This window comes from Streptomyces sp. NBC_00210 (assembly GCF_045160975.1).
Lineage (GTDB): Bacteria > Actinomycetota > Actinomycetes > Streptomycetales > Streptomycetaceae > Streptomyces.
The window spans coordinates 5,395,932-5,414,559 of sequence record NZ_CP108120.1 but is presented as its reverse complement, the minus strand read 5'-3'; the positions used below and the strand labels follow the sequence as shown (position 1 = coordinate 5,414,559).

General features: G+C 69.7%; 18 protein-coding genes and 1 tRNA gene. 5 read left to right on the top strand and 14 right to left on the bottom strand.

The window, feature by feature from the left end:
* Positions 1 to 145: 145 nt before the first annotated feature.
* On the top strand, positions 146 to 622 hold the full coding sequence (locus OG729_RS24480; RefSeq protein WP_405808100.1) for an SsgA family sporulation/cell division regulator: 477 nt from the start codon (positions 146 to 148) through the stop codon (positions 620 to 622).
* A gap of 29 nt (positions 623 to 651) precedes the next feature.
* On the opposite strand, the gene OG729_RS24475 is transcribed toward OG729_RS24480, so the two are convergent.
* Together OG729_RS24475 and OG729_RS24470 are read right to left on the bottom strand one after the other, a co-directional pair.
* A complete protein-coding gene (locus OG729_RS24475) occupies positions 652 to 1,032 on the bottom strand; it encodes a VOC family protein (RefSeq protein WP_405808099.1) in 381 nt (126 codons plus the stop codon).
* A 99-nt stretch (positions 1,033 to 1,131) separates the two neighbouring features.
* Complete coding sequence (locus OG729_RS24470) at positions 1,132 to 2,499, bottom strand: FAD-binding oxidoreductase (protein WP_405808098.1); 1,368 nt, start codon at positions 2,497 to 2,499, stop codon at positions 1,132 to 1,134.
* A gap of 108 nt (positions 2,500 to 2,607) precedes the next feature.
* On the opposite strand from OG729_RS24470, the gene OG729_RS24465 reads away from it, so the two are divergent.
* On the top strand, positions 2,608 to 4,272 hold the full coding sequence (locus OG729_RS24465; protein ID WP_405808097.1) for a hypothetical protein: 1,665 nt from the start codon (positions 2,608 to 2,610) through the stop codon (positions 4,270 to 4,272).
* Positions 4,273 to 4,302: 30 nt separating this feature from the next.
* Here OG729_RS24465 and nthA read toward each other — a convergent pair whose 3' ends face one another.
* The 5 genes from nthA to hppD all read right to left on the bottom strand — a co-directional run bounded on the left by nthA (position 4,303) and on the right by hppD (position 6,786).
* Positions 4,303 to 4,890, bottom strand: coding sequence for a nitrile hydratase subunit alpha (gene nthA, locus OG729_RS24460; RefSeq protein ID WP_360872820.1), 588 nt, complete (start codon positions 4,888 to 4,890; stop codon positions 4,303 to 4,305).
* Complete coding sequence (locus OG729_RS24455) at positions 4,887 to 5,165, bottom strand: SH3-like domain-containing protein (RefSeq protein ID WP_360872823.1); 279 nt, start codon at positions 5,163 to 5,165, stop codon at positions 4,887 to 4,889. Before OG729_RS24455 ends, nthA begins: the two co-directional genes overlap by 4 nt.
* Positions 5,158 to 5,439 (bottom strand): hypothetical protein, encoded by a 282-nt coding sequence (locus OG729_RS24450; protein ID WP_360872826.1) that lies wholly within the window; start codon positions 5,437 to 5,439, stop codon positions 5,158 to 5,160. Before OG729_RS24450 ends, OG729_RS24455 begins: the two co-directional genes overlap by 8 nt.
* Before the next feature lie 88 nt (positions 5,440 to 5,527).
* The gene (locus OG729_RS24445) at positions 5,528 to 5,638 is read right to left on the bottom strand and encodes a pentapeptide repeat-containing protein (protein WP_405811264.1); all 111 of its coding nucleotides are present in this window, start codon (positions 5,636 to 5,638) and stop codon (positions 5,528 to 5,530) included.
* 2 nt (positions 5,639 to 5,640) lie between these two features.
* Entirely contained in the window at positions 5,641 to 6,786 is a 1,146-nt protein-coding gene (gene hppD / locus OG729_RS24440) for a 4-hydroxyphenylpyruvate dioxygenase (protein WP_360872829.1), read from the bottom strand.
* A gap of 133 nt (positions 6,787 to 6,919) precedes the next feature.
* Here hppD and OG729_RS24435 point away from each other — a divergent pair, with 133 nt between their 5' ends.
* The gene (locus OG729_RS24435; RefSeq protein ID WP_360872832.1) at positions 6,920 to 7,396 is read left to right on the top strand and encodes an Lrp/AsnC family transcriptional regulator; all 477 of its coding nucleotides are present in this window, start codon (positions 6,920 to 6,922) and stop codon (positions 7,394 to 7,396) included.
* A gap of 120 nt (positions 7,397 to 7,516) precedes the next feature.
* On the opposite strand, the gene OG729_RS24430 is transcribed toward OG729_RS24435, so the two are convergent.
* The 4 genes from OG729_RS24430 to OG729_RS24415 form a co-directional block, all read right to left on the bottom strand.
* Positions 7,517 to 8,305: a S16 family serine protease gene (locus tag OG729_RS24430; protein WP_360872835.1), complete on the bottom strand. Its 789-nt coding sequence runs from the start codon at positions 8,303 to 8,305 to the stop codon at positions 7,517 to 7,519.
* Positions 8,306 to 8,538: 233 nt separating this feature from the next.
* Positions 8,539 to 9,180 carry a helix-turn-helix domain-containing protein gene (locus tag OG729_RS24425; RefSeq protein ID WP_360872838.1) on the bottom strand — a complete coding sequence of 214 codons (642 nt, stop codon included), beginning with the start codon at positions 9,178 to 9,180 and terminating at the stop codon, positions 8,539 to 8,541.
* Between the two features lie 325 nt (positions 9,181 to 9,505).
* Entirely contained in the window at positions 9,506 to 11,299 is a 1,794-nt protein-coding gene (locus tag OG729_RS24420; RefSeq protein WP_360872841.1) for a DEAD/DEAH box helicase, read from the bottom strand.
* 499 nt (positions 11,300 to 11,798) lie between these two features.
* Positions 11,799 to 13,262 carry an MFS transporter gene (locus tag OG729_RS24415; protein ID WP_405808096.1) on the bottom strand — a complete coding sequence of 488 codons (1,464 nt, stop codon included), beginning with the start codon at positions 13,260 to 13,262 and terminating at the stop codon, positions 11,799 to 11,801.
* A gap of 181 nt (positions 13,263 to 13,443) precedes the next feature.
* On the opposite strand from OG729_RS24415, the gene OG729_RS24410 reads away from it, so the two are divergent.
* A tRNA-Cys gene (locus tag OG729_RS24410) sits at positions 13,444 to 13,518 on the top strand.
* 173 nt (positions 13,519 to 13,691) lie between these two features.
* Here the strand turns inward: OG729_RS24410 and OG729_RS24405 are convergent.
* The 3 genes from OG729_RS24405 to OG729_RS24395 all read right to left on the bottom strand — a co-directional run bounded on the left by OG729_RS24405 (position 13,692) and on the right by OG729_RS24395 (position 15,906).
* Positions 13,692 to 14,231 carry a GNAT family N-acetyltransferase gene (locus OG729_RS24405; protein ID WP_405811262.1) on the bottom strand — a complete coding sequence of 180 codons (540 nt, stop codon included), beginning with the start codon at positions 14,229 to 14,231 and terminating at the stop codon, positions 13,692 to 13,694.
* Positions 14,232 to 14,429: 198 nt separating this feature from the next.
* Positions 14,430 to 14,786 carry a hypothetical protein gene (locus OG729_RS24400; protein ID WP_405808095.1) on the bottom strand — a complete coding sequence of 119 codons (357 nt, stop codon included), beginning with the start codon at positions 14,784 to 14,786 and terminating at the stop codon, positions 14,430 to 14,432.
* Between the two features lie 433 nt (positions 14,787 to 15,219).
* On the bottom strand, positions 15,220 to 15,906 hold the full coding sequence (locus tag OG729_RS24395; RefSeq protein ID WP_405808094.1) for a hypothetical protein: 687 nt from the start codon (positions 15,904 to 15,906) through the stop codon (positions 15,220 to 15,222).
* A 487-nt stretch (positions 15,907 to 16,393) separates the two neighbouring features.
* Between OG729_RS24395 and OG729_RS24390 the strand changes: the two genes are divergently transcribed.
* Entirely contained in the window at positions 16,394 to 18,583 is a 2,190-nt protein-coding gene (locus OG729_RS24390) for a protein kinase domain-containing protein (protein ID WP_405808093.1), read from the top strand.
* Positions 18,584 to 18,628 lie beyond the last annotated feature (45 nt).

Below are 18,628 nucleotides of genomic sequence, written 5' to 3'. Positions count from 1 at the left end.
AACGACCACTTTCCGGTAACGGGCCGCACCCACGGCAGAGCACGGAAAGTTGCCCCCGAAAGTCGCGTCATAGCGGCCGGGCAACGCGCTCTCTCCTGGTACGGCCGGCTCACAAGGCCTCGTACCGGAAGGAAGGAGCACTGTCATGCACACCGTGGTGGAGCGCGAGCTGGAGCTCAGACTGGTGCTGTCGCACGAGCTGAGCATCCCTGTCCCCGCTCGACTGGCCTACCGCACGGACGACCCGTACGCCGTGCGCATCACCTTTCACATCGGCTCCGACCACCCCGTCTCATGGACCTTCGCCCGCGAGCTGCTGGTCGAAGGGGTGTTCAGGCCCGGCGGCCACGGCGACGTCCGGATCTGGCCGACCAAGATCGACGGCCGGGGCGTGGTGCTGATCGCCCTCTGCTCCCCCGACGGCGAGGCGCTGCTCGAGGCGCCCGCGGAAATGGTGTCCGCCTGGCTTGAGCGGACCCTGCGGGTGGTCCCCGCGGGCTCCGAGTCCGAGCAGCTCTGCCTCGACGACGGCCTCGCCGAGCTGTTCGCGCCCACTCCGGCCGACGATCTGCGGCTGCGGGACCCGTGTCTCCCGGACGAGTCCAAGGACGGCGATGCCTGAGCGGTGACGGATGCGTTGTCGGTGCGGGCCTAATCGGTCACGTACGTATGCGTGATGAACTCCAGGGAGTGGCCGTCGGGGTCGTCTATGTACACCCCGCGGCCCCCGTAGTGGTGGTTGATCTGCTGCGGCTTGGCGTGCATCGGATCGGCCCAGTACGGGAGTTCGCGGTCGGTGATCCGGCCGAAGATCTCGTCGAACTCCTCCTCGGAGACGAGGAAGGCCAGGTGTTGCGGGGTGATGGCGCTCCCGGCGTCGAGGTAGTCGAGGGTGACGCCGCCCGCCAGCGGCAGGCTGGCGAACGGGCCGAACGGCCTGGGCTCCGGCTCCCCGATCAGCTCGGCGAGAAAGCGTGCGCCGGCGAACCGGTCGCGGCTGTGGACGATGGTGTGATCAAGCTGTGCTGGCACGGCTCCTCCTTCATCTGCACCTTCACGTTATTGCGGAGGGCCCTGCCCGGACCATCGGGCATTCGCCTTAGGCCTGTGGTCCCAGAAGGAGCCACGGCCTCAGAAGAGTTTGCCGGGGTTGAGCAGGCCCAACGGATCGAAGGTGTGCTTGATGGCTCGCTGCATCTCCACGCCCACCGGGCCGAGTTCGCGCGCCAGCCACTCCTTCTTCAGTACGCCGACGCCGTGTTCGCCGGTGATGGTGCCGCCGAGTTCCAGGCCGAGCGCCATGATCTCGTCGAAGGACTCGCGGGCCCGTCGGGACTCGTCCGCATCGGCGTGGTCGAAGCAGACGACGGGGTGGGTATTGCCGTCGCCCGCATGGGCACAGACGCCGATCGTGAGGTCGTACTTGCCGGCGATGGCAGCCGTGCCCTGGATCATCGCGCCGAGCTTGGAGCGCGGCACACAGACGTCGTCGATCATCGTGGCCGTCTTCACGGTCTCCAGGGCGGTGAGCGACAACCGCCGCGCCTGGAGGAGGAGTTCGGACTCGGCGACGGTGTCGGCGGGGACGACCTGGGTGGCGCCCGCCGCGCTGCACAGCTCGCCGACGGCGGCCAGGTCGGCGGCCGGGTCCGGGGTGTCGAAGGCGGCGAGCAGCAGCGCCTCGGTGGTGTCGGGCAAGCCCATGTTCGCCATGGCATTGACGGCACGCACGGTCGTACGGTCCATGAGCTCCAGGAGCGAAGGCGTATGGCCGCGTTCCATGATCGCGCAGACTGCCTCACAGGCGGCGGCCGCCGAGTCGAACTCGGCCGCGAGCACGAGCTGCGCGGGTGGCTGCGGCCGGAGCGCGAGGATGGCTTTGACAACGATGCCGAGGCTGCCTTCCGAGCCGACGAAGAGCCTCGTCAGGTCGTATCCGGCGACGCCCTTGGCGGTGCGGCGGCCCGTGTTGAGCAGTCGGCCGTCGGCGAGGACGACCTCCAGGCCGAGCACGTACTCGGCGGTCACTCCGTACTTGACGCAGCACAGCCCGCCGGAGGCGGTGCCGATGTTGCCGCCGATGGTGCACATCTCCCAGCTGGAGGGGTCCGGCGGGTAGTACAGACCGTGTTCGCCCACCGCGCGGGACAGGACGGCGTTGACGACACCCGGCTCCACGACGGCGATCCGGTCGACCGGGCTGATCTCCAGGATCCTGTCCATCTTCGTCAGGGACAGCACGATGCAGCCGTCGGAGGCGTTGGCCGCCCCGGACAGGCCGGTACGGGCGCCCTGCGGGACGACGGGGACACGCAGCCCGGTCGCGGTGCGCATGACGTGCTGGACCTGCTCGACGGTGCGTGGCAGCACGACGACCGCGGGGGTTCCCGCGGCGCAGAAGCTCGCCATGTCGTTGGCGTACGAGGCCGTGATGTCCGGGTCGGTGATCAGGGCCTCGGCGGGCAGCCCGGCACGCAGCCGGTCCAGAAGATCGTCCATGGCACCAGCCTCGCACCGGGGGCCATCGGTGTGAACCCGTCCGCCTTCCGCTGCGCAGGGCCGAGTGCTTTCTTCGTACTGGCTGCTTAATGACGCACAGTGAGCGCCATGAACAGCGAACATGTGAAGAACGTCGCGATCGGCACGCTGGTCGGCGCGACGCTGGTCGTCGGGGTGATCACACTCGCGCCGGGGTGGGGTGATGACGGACCGCCGCCCGCCCCGGGAGCGCTGGGGCGGGCGGCTGAGGCCGTGGCCGGTGGGGCGCCGGCCTCCCTCGCCGATCTGACCGCCCTCATCGAGGACCGCGAGCGGTGGGTGCGGGCGCACCCGAAGGACGAGGAGTCGTGGGCGGTGCTCGGCTCCGCATATGTGGAGCAGGGCTCCCGGCTGGCGGACGCGGACTACTACCCGAAGGCGGAGAGCGCGCTGCTGCGTTCGCTGACGGTGCTGCCGGGCGGCAAGGGCAACGTCGAGGCGCTGGTGGGGCTCGCGGCGCTGGCCAACGCCCGGCACGACTTTGCCCGGGCCCGTGCGCTGGGCGAGAGCGCGCGGAAGCAGCAGCCGACGCGGTGGAGCGCGTATCCGGCGCTGATCGACGCGTACAACGGACTCGGCGACTACAAGGCAGCCGGCAAGGCGATGGACAAGCTCATGGAGCTGCACCCGAGCGCGCAGACGCTGGGCCGGGCGGCCGAGATCTACCGCGACCGCGGCTGGCGCGAGGACGCGGCAGCGCTGGCGTATGACGCGGTGGGCGGCGCGCAGGCGCCCGAGGAGAAGGCGACCGCGCGCCACCGGCTGGGCGATCTGGCGTGGGAGCGGGGCGAACCGATGGAGGCGCTGGAGCAGTACGACCTCGCGCTGAAGCTGGCGCCGGACCACCATCCTTCACTGGCGTCGCGGGCTCGTGCGCTGGCCGCGCTGGGGCGTACGGACGAGGCCTTCCGCGACTACGAGTCGGCGCTCGGGATGGTGCGGTTGCCCGAATACGCTCTGGCAGCGGGCGAGTTGTACGAGTCGCTGGGGCTGGACGGGGATGCGGAGACCCAGTACGACCATTTGCGCGACCTGGCCGAGAGGTCCGACAGGTCGGACGGGACGGACGCGGACGGGGTGGACGACGAGGTCGTGCTCGGCCTCTTCGAGGCGGACCACGGCGATCCGGCCGCGGCCGTGCGCCGGCTGCATGCCGAATGGGACCGGGGGCACCGGAGCGTGTACGCGGCGGACGCCCTGGGGTGGGCGCTGTACCGGATGGACAGGCCGAAGGAGGCGTTGCCCTATGCCAAGAAGGCGACGGAGCAGGGGCTGCGGAGCGCGCTGTTCACCTACCACCGCGCCGAGATCGAACGCGCACTCAAAATGACCGGCCCGGCCCGCAGGCACCTCGAGGAGGCGCTGCGGATCAACCCGTACTTCTCGCCGCTGCTGGCACCTCAGGCACGGGACGCCTTGGACGTGCTGGGGGAACCGCCTCCGGGCGGCCCGAAGGATGTGACGGGGACGGAAGGGGAAGAAGACGCGGCGGATGAGGTCCCGCCGGAGGCCCAGGAGTCACCGTCGGCCACGGCGGAGGAGAGCGCGCCGCAGGCCTCGCCGTCCAACACTGCCGAGGAGGGGCCGTCGCAGGCCTCCTCACCGTCCGGCACTGCCGGGGCGAGCCCGTCGCAGGCCTCGCCGTCCACCACGGCCGGGGCGAGCCCGCCGCAGGCCTCCTCACCGTCCACCACGGACGGGGCGAAGCCGACAGCGTCAAGGCGGTCCGGGTGACAGAACCCGGCGCCCGGCACTCGGCGCCTCTCAGACCTCCGCCGTGCCGATCAGCCCGTTCCGTGTCACCCGTGCCGCCAGTTCCGTCTCCGTCAGCGACTCCGTACCCTCGGGGCGGCGCGGCAGCACCATGTAGCGGGTCTCCGATGTGGAGTCCCACACCGTGATCTCCACATCGGGCGGCAGCCGCATCCCGAACTCCTCCAGTACCGCGCGCGGTTCGCGGACCACGCGCGAGCGGTAGGCCTCGCTCTTGTACCAGCTCGGGGACGGGCCGAGCAGCCGGAGCGGGTAGCACGAGCAGAGCGTGCACACGATGACGTTGTGCGTGTGCGCGGTGTTCTCGACGACGCGCAGGCGCTGCGTCCGGACTCCCCCCGCCGCAAAGCCGAGTTCACCGACGGCCGCTGTGCCGTCCGCCAACAGCCGGGCGCGGAAGGCCGGGTCGGTCCAGGCCCGGGCGGTCACCCGGGCCCCGTTCGCCGGGGACGCACCGCTCAGGAAGGCGTCGATGACCTCGTCGAGCGCCGCGCCCGCGACGACACCGCGCTCCTCCAGGAGGGTCTCCAGTCGGCGTACGCGGCGGGAGATCAAGGCGTCCGAGTGGGTTCCGGTCACGGCTGGTCGTCCTCCAGGTAGCTCTCGAACAGATCCAGTACGACGTGGTGGTCACCCTCGCCCCACAGCTCCCGGGCCGCGAACCGTACGGCGTAGACCTGCTCGACGGGTGCGTCGTCGCGCCCCTGCGAGCGGACGTCGGAAAGCGGCGCCCGGCCCTCGGGCTCGACGACGGTGCCGTGCTTGCCGCGGGCGTACCGCGGCAGCCGGGTGTGGTGCGGCGGATCGTGGTGCACGGTCTTCACATGGGCGCCAGGAGCGAAGCGGTCAGTCATCGAGCTCGCCCGCCTCGATGACGCCCTTGCTCTCCAGCAGAGTGACGATGGCGTGGAACCAGCGCTCGTAGTACGAGGCCGCCAAGTACTCGGCGGGCGCCATCGATTCGATGGCGTCGCGGAACTCGTCGAGATTGAAGACCTTCCCGGCGACGAGCGCGCGGTTGAGGGCGAACACCCGGGCCTCCCAGTCCGAGTGGAAGGGTTCGGTGTCGTCGGTGGTGTCGATGGGCCCGAAGCCCTGCATCCCGCCTACGTCGTTGATCCTGGCCATGTCCTCAGCCTAGGGGTGTGTTTCGGATCTTGCCGGGCCCGCGTGATCAGTGGCCGTCACCCTCGGCGCATGCGTGCGGCCCCACGGGTCAGGATCCGTGGGGCCGCAGGGACTTGCAGCGCAGGGACGTCCGGCGCAGGGACGTCCGGCGCAGGGACGTCCGGCGCAGGGACGTGCGGCGCAGGGACGTGCGGCGCAGCGTCAGAGGTTTCCGCGCTTCTCCTGCTCGCGCTCGATCGCCTCGAAGAGCGCCTTGAAGTTGCCCTTCCCGAAGCCCATCGAGCCGTGCCGCTCGATCATCTCGAAGAAGACCGTCGGCCTGTCCTGCACCGGCTTGGTGAAGATCTGCAGCAGATAGCCGTCCTCGTCACGGTCGACCAGGATCTTCAGCTCGCGCAGCGTCTCGACCGGCACCCGGGTCTCGCCCGCCCACTCGCCGAGCGTGTCGTAGTACGAGTCGGGCGTGTCCAGGAACTTGACTCCCGCCGCCCGCATGCTCCGTACCGTCGCGACGATGTCGTTGGTGGCGAGCGCGATGTGCTGGACACCGGCCCCGCCGTAGAACTCCAGATACTCGTCGATCTGCGACTTCTTCTTCGCGATCGCAGGCTCGTTGATCGGGAACTTCACCTTCAGCGTGCCGTCGGCGACGACCTTCGACATCAGGGCGGAGTACTCGGTGGCGATGTCGTCGCCCACGAACTCCTTCATGTTGGTGAAGCCCATGACCTTGTTGTAGAAGGCCACCCACTCGTTCATCCTGCCGAGCTCGACATTGCCCACGCAGTGGTCGATGGCCTGGAAGGTGCGCTTGGCCGGCGGCTCGACGATCGGGTCGGCGGCGACGAAGCCCGGAAGGTACGGGCCGTCGTAGCCGGAGCGGTCGACCAGCGTGTGCCGGGTCTTGCCGTACGTCGCGATCGCGGCCAGCACGACCGTGCCGTGCTCGTCCTTGATCTCGTACGGCTCGGTGAGGCCGGTGGCGCCGTGCTCGGTGGCGTACGCGTACGCGGCCCGCGCGTCCGGCACCTCGATGGCCAGGTCGACGACGCCGTCGCCGTGCTCGGCGACATGGTCGGCGAGGAAGCGGCCCCAGTCGGTGGACTGCTTGATGACGGAGGTGAAGACGAAGCGCGCGGCGCCGTTGGTCAGCACGTAACTCGCGGTCTCACGGCTGCCGTTCTCCGGTCCGGAGTACGCGACGAGCTTCATGCCGAAGGCCGTGGAGTAGTAGTGCGCGGCCTGCTTGGCATTGCCGACGGCGAAGACGACCGCGTCCATTCCCTTCACCGGGAAGGGGTCTGCCTTGCGCGCGGTGGCGGGGGTGTGATCGATGGTCTCAGTCATAACGGCAGACTCCCTCCGATCCACAAGGTGCGCAATAGTTTCTGTTTCCTCTGGTCAATCTGCACAGCAGAGGAGCACGATGGTGGGGCTATCTGTACATGATGACCACCAGGATGACCTTCAGGGAGACGTCATGGCGATCGATCATCTGGACGGCCGGCTCATCGTCCTGCTGGCCCGCGAACCGCGCATCGGGGTGCTGGAGGCCTCCCGCCGGCTCGGCGTCGCCCGCGGCACCGCGCAGGCCCGGCTCGACCGCCTTCAGTCCAATGGAGTGATCCGCGGATTCGGCCCCGACGTGGACCCGGCCGCGCTCGGCTATCCCGTCACGGCCTTCGCCACGCTGGAGATCAAGCAAGGACAAGGCGCGGATGTGCGGTCCCATTTGGCAACCGTCCCCGAGGTGCTCGAGCTGCACACCACCACGGGCCACGGCGACATGCTCTGCCGACTGGTCGCCCGCTCCAACGCGGATCTCCAGCGGGTGATCGACCGGGTTGTCGGTTTTGAGGGCATCGTCCGGGCCTCCACAGCGATCGTCATGGAGAATCCCGTGCCCTTGCGGATCATCCCGCTGGTGGAGCAGGCCGCGGAGGACGACAGGGCCTGACGAGGTGACTCGGTGTGAGCTTGCCAGGATCAGCGGTAAGACCCGGCGCGGGCAGCGCGGGCAGGGTCAGCAGCGCGGGCAGCGCGGGCGGGGTCAGCAGCTCGGGCAGCGCGGGCAGGGTCAGCAGCTCGGGACCTTCCCGCCCTTCTCCAGAGCGCGGAGCGAGTCCACCGCGCCGCGCAGGGTCGTCACCGGGATCAGCCGCAGCCCCTTGGGGAGTTCGGCCTTCGCGTCGGAGCACTCCTTCTTGGGCACAAGAAAGACACTCGCGCCGTCCCGCTTGGCGGCCTGAGTCTTGAGCGACACCCCACCGACCGCGCCCACCTTGCCGTCCGTGCTGATCGTCCCCGTACCGGCGATGGTCCGGCCACCGGTCAGATCGCCGCCCGCGCCGTCGCCGTCGAGTTTGTCGACGATCCCGAGCGAGAAGAGCAGCCCGGCGCTGGGCCCGCCGATGTCGGCGAGGTGCAGGGTGACCTTCACCTTCGCCGGGTTCTCGCCCAGGTAGGCGAGCGCGGCGGTGGTGGCGGCGTCCTGCGACTGCTCCATGTCCTCGAGGTTGTGCTCTTCGACTTCCTTGTCCGATTTGCCCGGCGGATAGACGGAGTCACGCGGCAGGACCGCACGGTCCGTCCTGAACCAGGCATCGGCCACATCGCCGAGATCGACATCGGCGGACGGCCCGGTCGCCACGATGGTGGTCATCCGCAGCTCCCCCTTGGTCTTACGGGTGGGCGCGCCGGCGATGGTGATGACCGGTGTGCCCTTGTCCTCGCCGAGCACGTTCGCGGTGGTCCCGGGCGCAGCGATGGCGTACGGCAACGGCGCGAGGCCGGCGGCGGCGAAGAGGGCGAGGACGGGGAGAGCGCACAGGGCGATGGCGCGGGTGCGCGTGAGACTGGAGAGCACGGTGCTCAATGTATCGGGGGCGCGGGCGAGGGTAACGAGGTGCGGGGACGGGGATCCCGGGTCCGCCGGCCGGCCCGGTCCGGGGCCGGGGACAGAACTCCCGCCCGGGAACCTGGGTGCGCGGGTCCGCGCACCGGCCGACCCGGGAACCTCGGCACCCGGGCCCGCGCACCGGCCGGCTCCGGGGCGGAGGACACAACAGCCCGCGCCCCGGACCCGGTGAGCGCCGAACCTCAGCGCAACGCGTCCGCGACCTCGCGGGCCGCGTCCACCACCCGCGGCCCCACCCTCTCCGGCACCGAGTCCGCCAGCATCACCACACCCACGCTCCCCTCCAGCCCGGTCACCCCGACCAGCGCCGCGGCCGCCCCGCTCGCGCCCGCCTCCAGTTCGCCGTGGGTGAGCGTGTACCCGGGTTCGTTCGACTTGCCCTGGCGTGCCGCGAGGATCGCCTTGCCCGCCGCGCCCCGGTCCAGCGGATGCCGGAAGCCCGCCCGGTAGGCCACGTGGTAGTCCGTCCAGGTCGGCTCGACGACCGCGACCGCAAGGGCCTCCGAGCCGTCGACGAGAGTGAGATGCGCGGTCGCCCCTATGTCCTCCGCGAGCGAGCGCAACGCCGGCATCGCCGCCTCGCGCACCAGCGGGTGCACCTGGCGGCCGAGCCGCAGCACGCCGAGCCCGACGCGGGCGCGGCCGCCCAGGTCGCGGCGTACCAGCGCATGCTGTTCGAGCGTGGCCAGCAGACGGTAGACGACGGTTCGGTTGACGCCGAGTTTGTTGGACAACTCGGTGACGGTCAGCCCGTGGTCGGTGTCGGCGAGCAGTTTGAGGACTCTAAGTCCCCGGTCGAGCGTCTGGGAGGTCTCCGCGGTCACGACGCCCTCTCCTTCGGAGTGAGGCGGTCCTCCACGGATACAGCGACACCGGTCCCATCGGCGACGCACCCAGAGGCCGCCGGCAGTTCATGGCACAAGCACACCGGCTGCGCTCCGCGGCGGCGCTGCCACGGGGCGTATGCATTGCGGGGACAGTAGCGACCTGGTCCGCTCAGCGGAAGACCTCGTCCAGAATCCGGGCGCTTCCACGATGGCCAGCTCTTCCGCGCGCCCCCTGCCCGGGGAAGGGCCAACGTCGCCGCGGGATGAGCGGGGCCCGGGTGCGTACCCACGCACCCGGGCCCGTTCGGCATCCGTACACGCGTCACCGCATACGGGTCGCCCACTCCTGGACCTTCTTGATCCGCTCCCGGATCTGCCCGGCGGTCGCCTCGGCACTCGGCGGCCCGCCGCACACCCGCCGGAGCTCGGTGTGGATGACGCCGTGCGGCTTTCCGCTCTGGTGGACGTACGCACCGACCATCGTGTTGAGCTGCTTCCTGAGCTCCAGCAGCTCCTTGTGCGAGACGACGGGTCGCCGCTCGGCCGGCAGCTCCAGCAGATCGGCTTCCTCGTCCGGCTTCTTGCGGCTGTGCGCGATCTGCCGGGCCTGCCGCTTCTGCAGGAGCAACTGCACCTGGTCGGGCTCGAGAAGCCCCGGGATCCCCAGGTAGTCCTGCTCCTCTTCACTTCCCGGGTGCGCCTGCATGCCGAACTCGGCGCCGTCGTACAGCACTCGGTCGAAGACGGCGTCGGACTCGAGCGCCTCGAAGGGGAGCATGTCCTGCTCGCCGGTGTCCTCGTCCTGCTGCTTCTCCGCCTCCGCCATCTCCTTCTCGGATTCGGCGTACGGGTCCTCTTCCCCGTCCTTCTTCGGCTTGTCGAGAACGTGGTCGCGCTCGACCTCCATCTCGCTCGCGAAACCAAGGAGGTTGGGGATGGTCGGCAGGAAGACGGACGCGGTCTCGCCGCGACGGCGGGAGCGTACGAAACGTCCCACGGCCTGTGCGAAGAAGAGCGGCGTCGAGATGGTGGTGGCGTACACCCCCACCGCGAGCCGCGGCACGTCGACGCCCTCGGACACCATGCGCACCGCGACCATCCAGCGGTCCTCGTTCTCGCTGAACTCCTCGATCCGCTTGGACGCGGCGGCTTCGTCGGAGAGGACGACGGTCGCCTTGGTGCCGGTGATCTCGCGGATGAGCTTCGCGTACGCGCGCGCCGAGTCCTGGTCGGACGCGATGACGAGTCCGCCGGCGTCCGGGATGCCCTTCCGCACCTCGGTCAGCCGCTTGTCGGCGGCGCGCAGCACATTCGGCATCCAGTCACCGCGCGGGTCGAGCGCGGTGCGCCAGGCCTGCGAGATCGCGTCCTTGGTCATCGGCTCGCCGAGGCGGGCGGCGATCTCGTCACCGGCCTTGGTGCGCCAGCGCATATTGCCGCTGTAGCTGAGAAAGATCACCGGCCGGACGACGCCGTCCCCGAGAGCATTGCCGTATCCGTACGTATAGTCCGCGGCGGACCGGCGAATCCCGTCGTTCCCCTCCTCGTACTGCACGAAGGGGATGGGATTGGTGTCGGACCGGAAGGGCGTACCGGTGAGCGCGAGCCGCCGGGTCGCCGGGTCGAAGGCCTCGAGGCAGGCCTCGCCCCACGACTTCGAGTCACCGGCGTGATGGATCTCGTCGAGGATGACGAGGGTCTTGCGCTGCTCGCAGCGGTTGCGGTGCAGCATGGGCCGCACGCCGACGCCCGCGTATGTGACGGCGACCCCGTGGTACTCCTTGCTCAGCGGCCCGGCGCTGTACTCCGGATCAAGCTTGATCCCGACCCGCGCGGCCGCGGCCGCCCACTGCTTCTTGAGGTGCTCGGTGGGGGCGACGACGGTCACCTGCTGCACGACGTGGTGGTGCAGCAGCCAGGAGGCGAGGGTGAGCGCGAAGGTGGTCTTGCCGGCGCCGGGGGTGGCGACGGCGAGGAAGTCCCGCGGCTGCTCCTGGAGATACCGCTCCATGGCGCCTTGCTGCCAGGCCCGCAGCTTGTTGGCCGTACCCCAGGGGGCGCGGCCGGGGAAGGCGGGTGAGAGGTGGTGGGAGTGGGAGGCGGTAGTAGTACTCACGGTCTCCGGGTTCGACGCTCGTCCAGCTCTGACAGTCCAGGTATGACAACCGGGCCACCCTACCGGTGTGACTGCGGGGGCTGGGGCGGACGGGCCGGGTCGACGAGGGGTGAGACGGGCCTCACAGGTCTTGGGGTGTCCGCGGGTCCAAGGGCGCGGGCTTGGGGGTTGTCCGGGATGCCCGGGTGCGGGCGTCCGGGGCGCGGGTCGGGGCGCGCCCGGGTCCGCGGGTGCGGGCGTCCGGGGCGCGGGCGCCCTGGGCCTGTCCCGCGAACCGGTCCGCGGGTGCGGGTCCGGGGGCCGCTACGGGGCTCGAATTCTGGACTGCTTTCCTCACCGCGCTTCGCGCGAGCTGCGCCGCTTTACGTCCAGAACACGACCCCTACGCGTCCCCCTGCACCCCAAGGCTCACGGGCACCCCGCGTCCAGCTGCGCCGCGAGGCCACCGCAACGACGGGGCCCCAGGGGGGCGGGGCGAAGCCCCGGGTCGGCCCCCCGGTCACCGCGTCCGCAGCCGTGTCGAGACCCACGCCCCCACCAGCGCCACCCCCGCCATCGGCAGAAACACCGCCGCGAACGCCACCGGGTGCGAGCCCGACGAACCCGCCGCACCCGACGCCGCGTGCGCCGCCCCCACCGCTCCCCCGCCCAGCGCGGCGAAGGCAGCGCCCCCAACTGCCAGCAGCAGCACGTTCGACAGCCCGTCCGAGATCTGGAGCGCCGCAGAGTTCGCGCCCGCCTCCTCCGGTGCCGAGAGCTTCAGCAGCAGGACGCTCGTCGAAGAGATCACCATGCCCATGCCGAAGCAGCCCACGCCCCACGCGACCCCCACGATCCACACCGGCACCCACGCGATCAGCACGCTCGGCGCCGCCGCGATCGCCGCAGCGACCAGCACCATGCCGAGCGCCATCAGCCGCTCCCGGTACGGCTCGACCCGCGGCCGGGACTGTACGTACGACCCCAGCGTCCACGTCGCTCCGCCGACCGCCAGCGACAGCCCGGCCAGCGTCGGCGACAGTCCCCGCTGGGTCACCAGCATCAGCGGTACGAAGGACTCCGCCGCGATGAAGGACCCGGCCGCGACGCCCCGCAGCAGTACGACGGACGGCAGCCCCCGCGCCGCCCGGTGGGTCCCCCGCGGCAGCAGCCCGAGCACGGCGGGCACCAGCAGCGCCGTACCGGCCAGCGCCGGGATCACCGACAGCCACCTCAGCTCCTGTCCGGCGTACTGCAGCAGCCCCGCCCCCACCGAGATCCCGAACGCCAGCCGGATCCGCCGCCCGTCGAAGGACTGCCGCGGCGCGTGCGGATCGGCGGGCCCGAACGCCATCCGCCGGATCGCGGGCAGGGCGAGCGCCAGCGGGAACACCACAAGCACCGGAATGCCGATGAAGACCCAGCGCCAGCCGAGCTGTTCGGTGACGGTCCCGGACGCGAGCGGCCCCACGACCGAGGGGATCACCCAGCTCGCGGCGAACGCGGCCATGATCGAGGGCCGCAGCCGCTCCGAGTACGCGCGGCTGACGACCACGTACAGCGCGACGATCACCAGCCCGCCGCCGAGCCCCTGCACCGCCCGCCCGACGATGAACAGCCACATCGCACCCGCGGTCCCGGACAGCAGCAGCCCGGCCCCGAACGCCGCAATCCCGGTGGCGAGCGGCCACAGCGGCCCGTCCCGGTCGGCCCACTGCCCGGAGAGCACCATCGCGAAGAGGCTGGTGGTGAAGTACGCGGAGAAGGCGAAGGCGTACAGCGAAATACCGTCCAGCTCCCGCGCCGCGACCGGCATCGCGGTGCCGACGGCGGTCGCCTCGAAGGCGATCAGCAGGACGACGGAGACGATCCCGACACTGAGCGCGCGATGCGTCCTGCCGAGGACGCCTTGGCCACCGGGTACCACGTCTGTGCCGGCGGACGGCGGCGTGACCTGGGCGTCACGGGGTTCGAGGACGGTCATGACCCCCAGAGTAAGGGCCATGATCCGCTATGGCCCCTGTCGCTGGAGGGAAGCCGGCTGGTCCCTTGGTCGTACGACCGGCGTACGACCATGAACGCCGTATGGCAGTCGCATTGCAGCCCGCGCCGGACCCTTGAGCGGCGCGGAAGCCCCGCCTACGGTCGAGGCATTGGAGACACACGGCCGTGTGCCCGAGTGGTTGAGGGACTCGCCTGCAAAGCGAGTTACGCCGGTTCGATTCCGGTCACGGCCTCCAAACGCGCAGCTGGCTGAGCTGCCAAAAGACAAAGGGCGGTCCCGATTGGGACCGCCCTGTTGTCCCGTAACTGCTGGTCACGGGTGAGATGTGACTGAGGTTCCAGTTGACCGGGCGAGCGCTCAGAGTTCCCCACCTTGCCAAACGCACTCGTGCCATCAAGTGGCTCGGGGTCAGCAGGTCGTCACTGGGGTATCGACGCGCAGGTCCCGGATGTACCAGTCGAACCGTGTGCCGTCCTTCGTGTGTGTCTGCCTGCCGGGGGTAAACCCTGCCCGCCGCGCGACTGCGGCAGATCCGGGATTCTCCGGCTCCACCTGGATCACTGCCTCCTCCCCGCCCTCACTCGCCGCGTACTGGGACACCAAGAGGACCGCGCGGGTAGCCAGGCCACGCCCCCTCCAGGACGGATAGAGGCCGTACGCGACATTCACCTGGCCGGGAGTCAAACCCTCTCCTGCGAACCGCAAGTCGATCGTCCCTGCGAGTGCCTCGCCGGCGCCCGCCCGGATGCCGAACGCGCGGAGTGGCCCGGCGGTGTCCCACTGTTCCCGACAGTGCCGGAAGTATGCTTCGACGCCCTCGCGCGTCCCGTGACCGCCGTTGAGCCAGCGAACGAGCAGCTCATCCTCCCCCGTGAGGTGCGCCTCCACATCGTCCAGGCGCAGCGGGGACAGAGTGATGATCCCGTCGGACAGCTTCACTTCATGCATCCAGCGATTCTCATAATCACGAAGCGTGCCGTCAAAGCCTCCAACAAACGAGGCGACCACCAATGAGCCTGAGGCTTCTCAACCGCCGTCAGTTTCCCGGAAGAACCTGTCCGCGAAGCGCCGGAGGAAGTAGGCGGAGATTGTCAGGTGTAACCGGGCGACTGAGGCCAAATCCGCTGGTCGGCGGCGGAACCCGCGTCACAAAGCGGCCCTGATCCCCGCCTGAAACAATGCCAGGTCGAACTGGTACCCCTGTTGGTGCGCGATCTCCGCCAGCCTCAGGAGATCCTCTGCCTGCCGCGCCCAGAGCCAGACCCCATGGTTGATGTGATTCTGGGAGTCCTTACCCGTGAACTTGCCGATCATCCCCTTGCCGTCGTCGTCCCAGCACAGCTGGAACGCTCCCCACTGATACCTCTCGCCGGAGTGGTCGTACCACGTGCCAGTCAAGAACGTCGCATCCTTGAGGGTGGCGATGATGCCCGACGCCGCCTGATCGACATCGAGACCCGTCACTCGACTCTGCAGTCGCTTGAGCATGAACGTGGTGATCACGATGCTCGGCGTGCCTGCGGTTTGTGAGGAGCTCGGATCCGTGGTGACACCCCAGTACGTTCTCCACTGGCCTGCAATCTCTCGCCCCTGGCTTGGTCGCCGAACTACTAGCCGAGCCGCGAGGTCGGTGAGTCTCTCCTGGAATAGGACGCCCACAATCAGGCTGATGAGGGCACCGCCCAGGGCACCGGCTATCCACTGAAGCAAGACCCCACCTCACACCCCGGTACGCCACGGACACGGAGGGCAATCGTAGTGGCTTTGAGTGCGGGCACGGCGGGGTAACCCAGCATGTGGCTAGGCTCGTTGCCGTGGCCCCACCTCGTTGTCACACGGCCGCCCCTACGGCGCAGGGGCGGCCGCTTTCGTGTCGGCGGGACCCTCTCCACAAGCCTCGACACGAGCCTCGACGGCGGTGGTCGTCAGGTCGTACTCAGCTCTCCGGCCAGTCGCCGTAGCGAGTGAACGTCTCGGAACCGGTCTTGCCCTTGAACCACTTGACGGTGACGGTGTCCCCGCCGCTGTACGTGAGATCCCCGCCCCGATCCTCTTCCTTGACCGGCTTCCCGCCACGCTCGCAGAGCATCGCGATCTGGTACTTCCTGTCCGGCTCTTCGACCTTCCGGATCCCGCGGCACTCAAGCCCGCCGGAGACGAGGATGACCGTGACCTTGTTCGGCTTGTCGGTGTCCGCAAATTCCTTCAGCCCGAGAATCCCACCGCCGGAGTCCGACCTCCACATGCCCGAAATGCCGGTCCCGGTCGGCTCGGCGCCGATGCTGTCGGACTCCTCCTCGCTCGGAACGCCGCTCGGCTCGACCGCCGGCTGCTCACTCCCCGGCACGCTCACGGACGGACTCACGCCGACCTGTGAACTCTTCGTTGCCGAAGGCTTGTTGTCGTCATCGCCACCCGAGGTGGCGAACCAGACAGCGCCACCTATGACGGCAACCGCCACGACCACGGCGGCAATGACCAGGGGGGTCTTACGGCCGCCGGAGGACGGAGGCGGGGGCGGGGGAGACGGATAGGTCCCGTACGGCGCAGGCTGCTGACCGTACGGGCCGTAGGACGCGCCATACGGCGGAACCTGGGGCGGCGGATACTGCGGCGGCTGCACCGGCGGAGGCGGAACCGCCGGCACCCCGGGCCGGGCGTCCTGCGGTCCTGGCTGCCCATACTGCCCCGGCCCGCCCGGAGGCCCCGGGTACGGCGGTTGAGTCATCGGTGTGCACCTCTTCCGCGGGCATGCCACCCGCACGTGGGGGATCTCGTACGAACCCTGCCGCTTCCGGCGTGGGCCCGGATGAGTATGGATCACCAACTCCCCTGAGCACGCACACTTATTCAGCTCCTCAGCAGCACCACTCACGCCCCCTCCGTTGCCGCCGGGCCGATTGTGCACATCTGCTCTCACTGCCGAGCCTGCCCCGACGGGAAAGTGATCGACGATCAGTCTCCCTCGAGCCGCCGAACTCGCGGTTCCGGTCGCTGAGTAAGCTCCTGATGCTGTTGGGGACACCAAGGGGGATTCACACATGGGACGACTGCATAGAGTGCTGCCGTCAGTCGCCGACCCGCGTGGCCCCCGGCCCAGGACCTGACCGATGCTCTCCCCCCTGACCCACGACGATCCCGTCGCGATCGCCGCGTACCGTCTCATCGCCCGGCTGGGCAGCGGCGGCATGGGCACGGTGTACCTGGCGCGCTCCGCCGGCGGCCGTACCGTCGCTCTCAAGACCATGCACCCCGGCATCGCCTCGGACCCGGCCTCCCGCACCCGTTTCCGCCTGGAAACCGACGCGGCCCGCATCATCGGCGGCCACCACGGCGCGACAGTCGTCGACGCCGACCCACTGGCCCCTACGCCGTGGCTGGCAACGGAGTACGTCCTCGGCCCACCCCTCGACGACGCGGTCTCCCTCACCGGGCGCCTCCCGGAAGCCTCGGTCCGCGCCCTCGGCGCTGCTCTCGCCGGAGCCCTCGCCCAGCTCCACAGCTCCGACGTCGTCCACCGCGACCTCAAGCCGTCCAACGTGATGGTCACGGCGTACGGCCCCAAAATCATCGACTTCGGCATCGCGCGGGCAGCAGGCGACGACCGCCTCACGAGCGCGGGAGCGGCGGCGGGCACCCCCGCGTTCATGTCTCCCGAGCAGGCCACCGGCCAGGAACACTCCCCCGCCGGTGACGTCTTCGCACTGGCGGGCGTCCTGACATACGCGGCAACGGGCCACGGCGCCTTCGGCACGGGCCAGGCGGCGGACCTCCTCTACCGCGTCCGCTACGCCGACCCGGACCTGACGGGCGTCCCCGACTCCCTGATCCCGATCCTCACCCGCTGCCTGTCGAAGGACCCGGCCCAGCGGCCGACCACGTCGCACCTTGTCGCCGAACTGCATGACGGGCAGGGCGAGTTCGCGGATCACCTTCCCGAATCGGTCCTCGGCGAGGTCGCCCGCCGGGCAACGGAGGTCTGGCAGTACCAGCCGTACCGCCGGCCGGCGCCCTCCCACCACTCCGTCGCCGAAACCCTCCCGGCCACCCAGGGAAGCGGGGTGAGCCGCCGCAAACTCCTTGCCATCGGGGGGAGTTCGCTGCTCGGTGTCGTCGGCGCGGGCATCGGAGCATGGGCATGGCTCGACGGCCGTAGCGCGAACACTCCGGGGGCCGCAGGTTCCACGAACGCCCCCAACCCCCTGTGGCGGCGAAGCATCGATACAGCGGCACCAGCCGAGGTCGGGCGCCCACTGCTGGTCGGGGACAAGGCAATCGTGCTCCAGGGCGACGGAATGACCGCCATCGAAGCGTCGACCGGACGGAACCTCTGGTCCAGCAGCCAGGTGCTGCATCCATGGGATGTGGCCACCGACGGGGAGAAGCTCTACGCGCTGGATTACTCCCTCGATCCGAAGGAGGGACTCCGCGTCGCGCAGATCAATCTGGATGACGGAAAGTCCATGGATCCGGACGTCCACGCGCGGGCCTACAACGGAAAACTGCTGGGCAATCAGCTGGTTTCCGTCGCCGGCGGTGTCGCTTGGGTGCTCACGGCGCCGGTACGCAGATCAGATACCGAGGAGTCGAGCGGCATCGGCCCCGAACGAGGTTGGCTGATTGCCTCGTTCTCCCTCTCGAACGGCAAGAAGCGAACAGAGCTGATCCTGAAAGAGTCCGTACCCGGTGAAGTCCCGTGGGTGACAGGGGCTCGCGTGAGCGGCTCGTACCTGGTCCTGCAGTTCCGGACGGACTCCGGCGGGGTCGATGTGCTCGTCTGCGACACGCGCACGGGAACGGAGATCTGGCGGACGTCCCTCCGCCTCGACGCCGACGAGATCGCGAGGAGCCCGATGGCCTTGAGCGACGAGCACCTCTACGTCGCTTCGGACGCGCTGCGGGCGCTGCGTCTGGCCGACGGCAAGGAAGTCTGGAAGTACAAGGGCACGAACGTCGCCTCGTACGGCGCTGCCACACTGAAAGACGGAGTGATCTACGCGGTGGAAGGTGCGGGAGCACGTGCACTCGTGGCCGTCAGCGCCGCGACCGGCAAACTCCTGTGGCGGGAGAAGGACCCCGTCCAGTCAGGGGCTGAGCTGAAAGTGGCGCCCACGGTAGGAGATCGGTACGTCTACAAGCACAGCGCGGCGGGACTCCGCGCAATCGATCTCCGGACACACGAGACCGTCTGGCTTCACAAGGAGAGTCTCGACCGGTTCGCCGCGCTGATCTCTGAGCGGCGGCTCATCGGCGTCGGGGAAGGGCGCATCACCGCGCTGCCCGTGACAGACACCCCTTAGCGTCCACCACGTACGCATCGTGATCACGAAAGGTCGACCCACGCC

What these genes read in the sequence shown, in the direction of transcription:
- OG729_RS24480 (WP_405808100.1), top strand. Translation starts at nt 146, where the DNA reads ATGCACACCGTGGTGGAGCGCGAGCTGGAGCTCAGACTGGTGCTGTCG.
- OG729_RS24470 (WP_405808098.1), bottom strand. Translation starts at nt 2,499, where the DNA reads ATGGACGATCTTCTGGACCGGCTGCGTGCCGGGCTGCCCGCCGAGGCC.
- OG729_RS24465 (WP_405808097.1), top strand. Translation starts at nt 2,608, where the DNA reads ATGAACAGCGAACATGTGAAGAACGTCGCGATCGGCACGCTGGTCGGC.
- OG729_RS24455 (WP_360872823.1), bottom strand. Translation starts at nt 5,165, where the DNA reads ATGACTGACCGCTTCGCTCCTGGCGCCCATGTGAAGACCGTGCACCAC.
- OG729_RS24450 (WP_360872826.1), bottom strand. Translation starts at nt 5,439, where the DNA reads ATGGCCAGGATCAACGACGTAGGCGGGATGCAGGGCTTCGGGCCCATC.
- hppD (WP_360872829.1), bottom strand. Translation starts at nt 6,786, where the DNA reads ATGACTGAGACCATCGATCACACCCCCGCCACCGCGCGCAAGGCAGAC.
- OG729_RS24435 (WP_360872832.1), top strand. Translation starts at nt 6,920, where the DNA reads ATGGCGATCGATCATCTGGACGGCCGGCTCATCGTCCTGCTGGCCCGC.
- OG729_RS24415 (WP_405808096.1), bottom strand. Translation starts at nt 13,262, where the DNA reads ATGACCGTCCTCGAACCCCGTGACGCCCAGGTCACGCCGCCGTCCGCC.
- OG729_RS24405 (WP_405811262.1), bottom strand. Translation starts at nt 14,231, where the DNA reads ATGCATGAAGTGAAGCTGTCCGACGGGATCATCACTCTGTCCCCGCTG.
- OG729_RS24390 (WP_405808093.1), top strand. Translation starts at nt 16,394, where the DNA reads ATGCTCTCCCCCCTGACCCACGACGATCCCGTCGCGATCGCCGCGTAC.